Annotated in this window: 7 protein-coding genes; 3 read left to right on the top strand and 4 right to left on the bottom strand. The window is 64.9% G+C overall.

The window, feature by feature from the left end; translation table 11 throughout:
• The 3 genes from AX709_RS11495 to AX709_RS19190 form a co-directional block, all read right to left on the bottom strand.
• A partial coding sequence (locus AX709_RS11495; RefSeq protein ID WP_066549436.1) for an entericidin A/B family lipoprotein occupies positions 1-116 on the bottom strand: 116 nt, incomplete at its 3' end.
• A 315-nt stretch (positions 117-431) separates the two neighbouring features.
• A complete protein-coding gene (locus tag AX709_RS11490) occupies positions 432-2033 on the bottom strand; it encodes a sensor histidine kinase (protein WP_231727505.1) in 1602 nt (533 codons plus the stop codon).
• Between the two features lie 42 nt (positions 2034-2075).
• Positions 2076-2438 carry a NepR family anti-sigma factor gene (locus AX709_RS19190; protein WP_156454257.1) on the bottom strand — a complete coding sequence of 121 codons (363 nt, stop codon included), beginning with the start codon at positions 2436-2438 and terminating at the stop codon, positions 2076-2078.
• 85 nt (positions 2439-2523) lie between these two features.
• On the opposite strand from AX709_RS19190, the gene AX709_RS11480 reads away from it, so the two are divergent.
• Together AX709_RS11480 and AX709_RS11470 are read left to right on the top strand one after the other, a co-directional pair.
• Complete coding sequence (locus AX709_RS11480) at positions 2524-3330, top strand: response regulator (RefSeq protein ID WP_066549434.1); 807 nt, start codon at positions 2524-2526, stop codon at positions 3328-3330.
• Between the two features lie 326 nt (positions 3331-3656).
• Entirely contained in the window at positions 3657-4295 is a 639-nt protein-coding gene (locus AX709_RS11470; RefSeq protein ID WP_066482815.1) for a sigma-70 family RNA polymerase sigma factor, read from the top strand.
• A gap of 29 nt (positions 4296-4324) precedes the next feature.
• Here the strand turns inward: AX709_RS11470 and AX709_RS11465 are convergent, their stop codons facing one another.
• Positions 4325-4525, bottom strand: a complete 201-nt coding sequence (locus AX709_RS11465) for a hypothetical protein (protein ID WP_066482536.1) — start codon at positions 4523-4525, stop codon at positions 4325-4327.
• A 65-nt stretch (positions 4526-4590) separates the two neighbouring features.
• Here AX709_RS11465 and AX709_RS11460 point away from each other — a divergent pair.
• On the top strand, positions 4591-5523 hold a 933-nt coding region (locus tag AX709_RS11460; protein ID WP_231727504.1), incomplete at its 3' end, for a DUF294 nucleotidyltransferase-like domain-containing protein.

Raw genomic sequence — 5523 nt, 5'->3', positions numbered from 1 at the left:
GCGTCGGCGACGGCACCGCCCGCCGATTCGACGTCACGGCCGACACCCTCGACCGTATTGCACGCGCTGATCGCCAGCGCGGCAGCCAGCACGGTAAATCCAAGAAACTTACGCATCGTCACGCTCCATCATTCAGGGTTTGACCAGTCCAGAATGTCCGGTGCGCGCAATCGTTCCGTTTGCGACGCGATCACGTCGGGATCGCCGGTATCTTGGGTGAAAGCGAAGGGGACATCTGACCCGCGGAATCCGGTCTCGGCCGGAAAAGTGAAGGCCCGAAGGCGTCACAGCGGGGGGGAGAGGTGTGACGCCTTCGGGCCTATAGAGCGGATAGCGCGAGCGGGGGGGCATAAGGTCGCTATCCGCACCTAGAAACCATGGACGGCGTTTTCGGTTCCGTGCGTTTTCGCGCACGCGCAAAAAAATCTTCGCTAGCCCTCGGCGTGCGCGACGATCGGGATTTCGAAGAACCCGGCAAGCGGGTCATGATGCAGCGTCGAGCGAAGCTGGCGTGCCAGGCCGGTGATGATCCGGCTGTAGCGAGTCTGCATCAGCGACTGGAAATCGGGTGAATCGACGAGGCCCGGCGACGTGATCCGCACGACCGCGCGCTCGTTTCCGTCGGTCGGCCGGACCGAGATGCTGAGCATACCCGCTGGGCTGCATTCCATTGCGAGCTCGACCAGTTCGGTGATCAGAAACGCGACGGCCACCGCCACATCCTGGGAAACCAGCACGGGATGCACATTTAGGGTCATCGACGTCCGCGCCGCTGAATCGGGTGCGTTGGCGCGAAGGTTGGACGCCAGTTCGCCGATGACGGCGCGCAGCTCCAGCCCGCGATTTTCCTCTAGCTCCGCATAATGATGCCGATGGACGACCGCCAGCGCGTCGACCCGGCGCTGGATGGCGGCATAGGCTTCGCTTGCGGCTGTGTCCGACGTTGAACGCGCATGGAAATTGATCAGGCTCGCAATCACCTGAAGATTGTTCTTCACGCGATGATGCACCTCGCGCGTGAGGCGGGTTTGTCGCACCAGACCCTCGGCCAGCCCTGCCTCGTGCGTGCGTACCGTGACGGTGATCGCCCGGAACGTTTCGCTCAGCGCGTGGATTTCCTGAGCGGGCAGGGTGCCGAAATGTTCAACGGCGAGCGTATCGCCGGGGCGATAGTTGCCAACGATCCGACGCAGGCGACGCAGCGGTCGGATCAGCAGGCGGTCGACGACGAACCAGGCAATCGCGGCCGCCGCAAACCACATCAACAGGGGCAGCAGCATCGTGACGATCAACGTCGTCGTAATCGGTGCGCCATAGATCCGCATTTCGAGCGCCAGGTCTTCGATTCCGAGCGGGAGGCGCGTTTCCTCCACGCCGTCCAGGATGCCGCCGTCCGGCAGCGCCTCGAGTGAAAGCCGGCCATCCTCGCTGGCTAGCGCAGCGCCGTAGCGCGACAAGAATCCCGTCGGGCGGGCAATCGAGCCGAGAAAGGCGATGGGGAAGAAGGCCTCCGCACGAACCCCCTCGTCACCCGGCGCGGTCAGCCGCACGGCGAGGCCGCGCGCCGGCACGATTACGGTCCCGCGCGCGCTCGATTGCAGCGCGCGGGCCGCATCCTCCGGAATCTGGCCCCCGCACAGCACCGCGCCGGCTTTGCCGGTGATGTGAAACTGGACGCCAGTCGTGGCCTGCGCCGCATACACGCCCTGCACCCGCGCGCACGCGCCCGTGTCGGTCGGATCGGCTTCCAGCGCGTTCAATCCGGCACGCAACGCGGCGAGATCACCGCCCAGCTCGATCGACAGGGCCCGTGAGGCTTCGGCGGCGGCGACACGCAGCCGCGCGGCGGCTTCCTGGTCCGCGATGCGGGAGGTCTGGATCGACGCATAGGCCGCGATCAGGGCAAGCGGCAGCAGCGCGACGCTGAGGATCAGGAATACCTTGGCGCCGGTCGGGATACTGACGGCAAGCGAAAGCAGCGGGTGGGCAGGGTCGTCACGCCGATTTGGCGCGGGGCTGGGATCATCCGGCACGGCGGTAAACGGCCAACGGAGTCAGATCAGCACGCAGCGTGCTCAGCCGAGCTTGCGCAGCAGGTCGAGCATTTCGTCGGGAACCGCCTCGTCGATCGTCTCGCGATAGACAGCGCGCAGCGCGTCGCCGACATCGCCCGGGGTCTTGGGCTTGGTCTTTTCGCTGCGCGCGTCCTCGTTCGATGGCTTTTCCGTCATCTTGTCTTTCCGACCACTCGCCGACTGCACCACGTCCCCCATATCCCAATTTTTCCAGGCGCGGCGTATCCGCCCGTCATCGAACCTCGTATCGAACGGAGCGATGCGCGACGCCCCTTCCGGCCACAGTAACTGCGTCGGATTGACGATGAAACAAAAACCGCGTTCGATGGTTCCATGTTTTCGGTGCATTGTGGGGGTGCGCATTGTCCTCCATGGAAACCACGAATGAAGTTGGCTTGCGCCGTGCACCGTCAGGGGTCACGTCGCGCTATGGGAGATTGACGATATTATGTCGCTTGGACAGCAGCTTGCGCCGCACCTTCCGTTTCTGCGCCGTTACGGCCGCGCGCTGACGGGAAGCCAGCAGCAGGGGGACCGTTACGTCCGTACCGCGCTGGAGGCGATCGTCGCGGCCCCCGATGAATTTCCGCGCAACGTCGATCCCAGACTGGGCCTGTACCGCACGTTCCAGGTGATCTGGAATTCAGCCAACAGCGACGTATCGGACGATTTCCCCGGAGACGGGCCGGACGGCGAGAACGAGTCGATCGCGCGGGCGCGACTGGCGCGGGTCGCACCGCTGTCGCGGCAGGCGCTGCTGTTGACCGCGATGGAGGGCTTTACCTCCGAGGACACGGCATTCCTGATCGACTCGTCCGCCGACGAGGTCGAGACGCTGGTCGCAGAGGCCCTGACCGAAATCGAGCGACAGACACGGGCGCGCGTTTTGATCATCGAGGACGAGCCGATGATCGCGATGGACCTCGAGGGGATCGTCCGTGACCTCGGCCACGACGTAACCGGCGTTGCGGTTACGCGTGACGAGGCGGTGGCGCTGGCCATGGAGGATCGGCCCGGTCTGGTCCTCGCCGATATCCAGTTGGCCGACGACAGCAGCGGCATTGATGCGGTCAAGGACATTCTGAGCGAGTTCAACGTACCGGTCATTTTCATCACCGCCTTCCCGGAACGGTTGCTGACCGGGGAGCGCCCCGAGCCCACTTTCATGATCACGAAGCCGTTCCAGCGGTCGACGGTCAAGGCAGCGATCAGCCAGGCGCTGTTTTTCGATCAGGCGACGGTGCCGGCGCAATAACGAACGGATATTTGTCGTCGTTCGGGGGTCGAAACGAATTGTTTGCGGGTCCAACGCGGAGCCAATTCGATTTTCGTCGGTTATAGCGATATGACTGATCCCCGAAACGAACCCCATATTGATGGGGAAAAGGCACGGGCTGGCGCGACGCCGCACATGACCCGATATATCCTGGCGATCTCGCTGACGCTGGTCGTCGTGATTTTTGCCGTGTTGTTCTGGAAATAGGTGGCTACGGTCCGGCCGGGACGACGCAAGCGGACTGATGCGGCATGGCGTTCCCATCCCGCAATCCGGGCGTCGACTGACTTTTTCGTGCGGGAATGATGGTGTCAGAAGAAGTGCAATCGCAAGACGAGCCCGCAGCTGACGTTCCGCACGTGGCGTTGTCCGACGCGGCGTTCAAGGAAGAGCTGGGCAATGTCATCCCGCATCTGCGCGCCTTTGGCCGTTCGCTGTCGGGCAATCGCGATCTCGCCGATGACTTGGTGCAGGAAACCCTGATGAAGGCATGGGCGGCGCGTCAGCGTTTCCAGGCCGGCACCAACATGCGCGCCTGGACCTTCATCATTCTGCGCAACCTTTATCTTTCCCAGATGCGGCGTTCGCGCTTCAAGGGCGAGTGGGACGATCTGGTTGCCGACCGGCTCCTCGCCGCGCCGGCGAGCCAGGACCGGCACGTCGAACTGGGCGACATGCAGCGCGCGCTGCTGCTGCTTCCCCAAGCGCAGCGTGAGGCGCTCATTCTGGTCGGCGCAGGTGGCTTCGCTTATGAGGAAGCCGCCGAGATCTGCGGCGTCGCGGTGGGCACGATCAAGAGCCGCGTCGCGCGCGGCCGCGTCGCGCTGGAAGCGTTGATCGAGGAGGGTCAGCTGCCTTCCCGTCAATCGTCCCGCGACGAGAGCGGCGAGAGCCCGCTCGACGCGATCATGGGTGAGGTAGAGGAGCTGAGCCGGGATCATTGACCGGCGCAGCGTCAAAAGTTGCCCGGAAATCAGCCGTGCTCGTGACCCCCGCCGCGCCGTGACGACTGGTCGATCGCCGCGAGAAGTTCGATCCAATCGTCCGGCAGCGTGTCGTCCGGATCATAGGCGTCGCGCAATGCTGCGCCGATCGGATCGCGCGCACGCGGGCGCGTCACCTGGATCAGGTCCGGTTGCCTGGGATCGGCAGCAGGGGCGCGTGGCTTCGACATGCCGGGATTAACGGGCCAACGGGAAATTTGTTGCTCAAATCCGCGATTTTGTCGAAGCCGCGATCATGCTTGATCCCGATCGCAACGATCCTGCGGCGCTGGCGGAGGCGGTAGACCGCGCTTGCCGCCACGCCCCGTTCCTGGCCATGATCGCCGAACGCGAACCGGAAATCGTCAGCGATCCGGCGCGTTTCCTTCGCGATCCGCTCTCGGCCAGCCTCGCGCTCGAAGCCGCGACGACCGCACAGCAACTGCGTCTCCAGCGCCGTCGCCTCGCGCTGATCGCGGCGATCGGCGACCTGTCAGGCGCGCTCGATTTTCGCGCGACCACCCGGCTGCTTTCCGACTTTGCCGACCATGCGCTCGATACGGCGATCCGCGCCGCGATCCGCGAACGGACGCCCGAGGCTGAACCGGTCGGCTTTGCCGCGATCGCGCTCGGCAAGCAGGGCAGCCGCGAACTCAACTATTCCTCCGACATCGATCCCATCCTGCTGTTCGACCCGGCGCGGCTGCCGTGCCGCCCGCGCGAGGCCCCCGAAGAGGCTGCGGTGCGGATCGGACGGCGCGTCATCGAATTGCTGCAGGCCCGCGACGGCGACGGCTATGTGCTGCGCATCGACCTGAGGCTGCGTCCCTCGCCCGAGGTGACGCCGATCGCGCTGCCGGTCGACGCGGCGATCACCTATTACGAATCACAGGCGCTGCCATGGGAGCGTGCCGCGTTCATCCGCGCACGCGCGGCCGCCGGCGACAGCGAGCTCGGCGAGCGCTTTCTCCAGGCAATCCGGCCGTTCATCTGGCGGCGCGCGCTCGATTATGGTGCGATCAACGATATCCGCCTGATCACCCGGCGCATCCGTGACCACCACGCCCAGGGCCAGGCGTTCGGTCCGGGCTATGACCTCAAGCGGGGTCGTGGCGGCATTCGCGAGGTGGAATTTTTTGCCCAGATCCATCAGCTGATTCACGGCGGGCGCGACCCCGCGCTGCGTGTG

This window comes from Sphingomonas sp. CCH15-F11, from assembly GCF_001557005.1.
In the GTDB taxonomy this organism is placed as follows: Bacteria; Pseudomonadota; Alphaproteobacteria; order Sphingomonadales; family Sphingomonadaceae; genus Sphingomonas.
This window is presented reverse-complemented; position numbering and strand designations above follow the sequence as displayed.

Bases quoted from the DNA above. Each gene is read 5' to 3' on its own strand.
- AX709_RS19190 (WP_156454257.1), bottom strand. From the start codon at position 2,438: ATGCGCACCCCCACAATGCACCGAAAACATGGAACCATCGAACGCGGT.
- AX709_RS11480 (WP_066549434.1), top strand. From the start codon at position 2,524: ATGTCGCTTGGACAGCAGCTTGCGCCGCACCTTCCGTTTCTGCGCCGT.
- AX709_RS11470 (WP_066482815.1), top strand. From the start codon at position 3,657: ATGGTGTCAGAAGAAGTGCAATCGCAAGACGAGCCCGCAGCTGACGTT.
- AX709_RS11465 (WP_066482536.1), bottom strand. From the start codon at position 4,525: ATGTCGAAGCCACGCGCCCCTGCTGCCGATCCCAGGCAACCGGACCTG.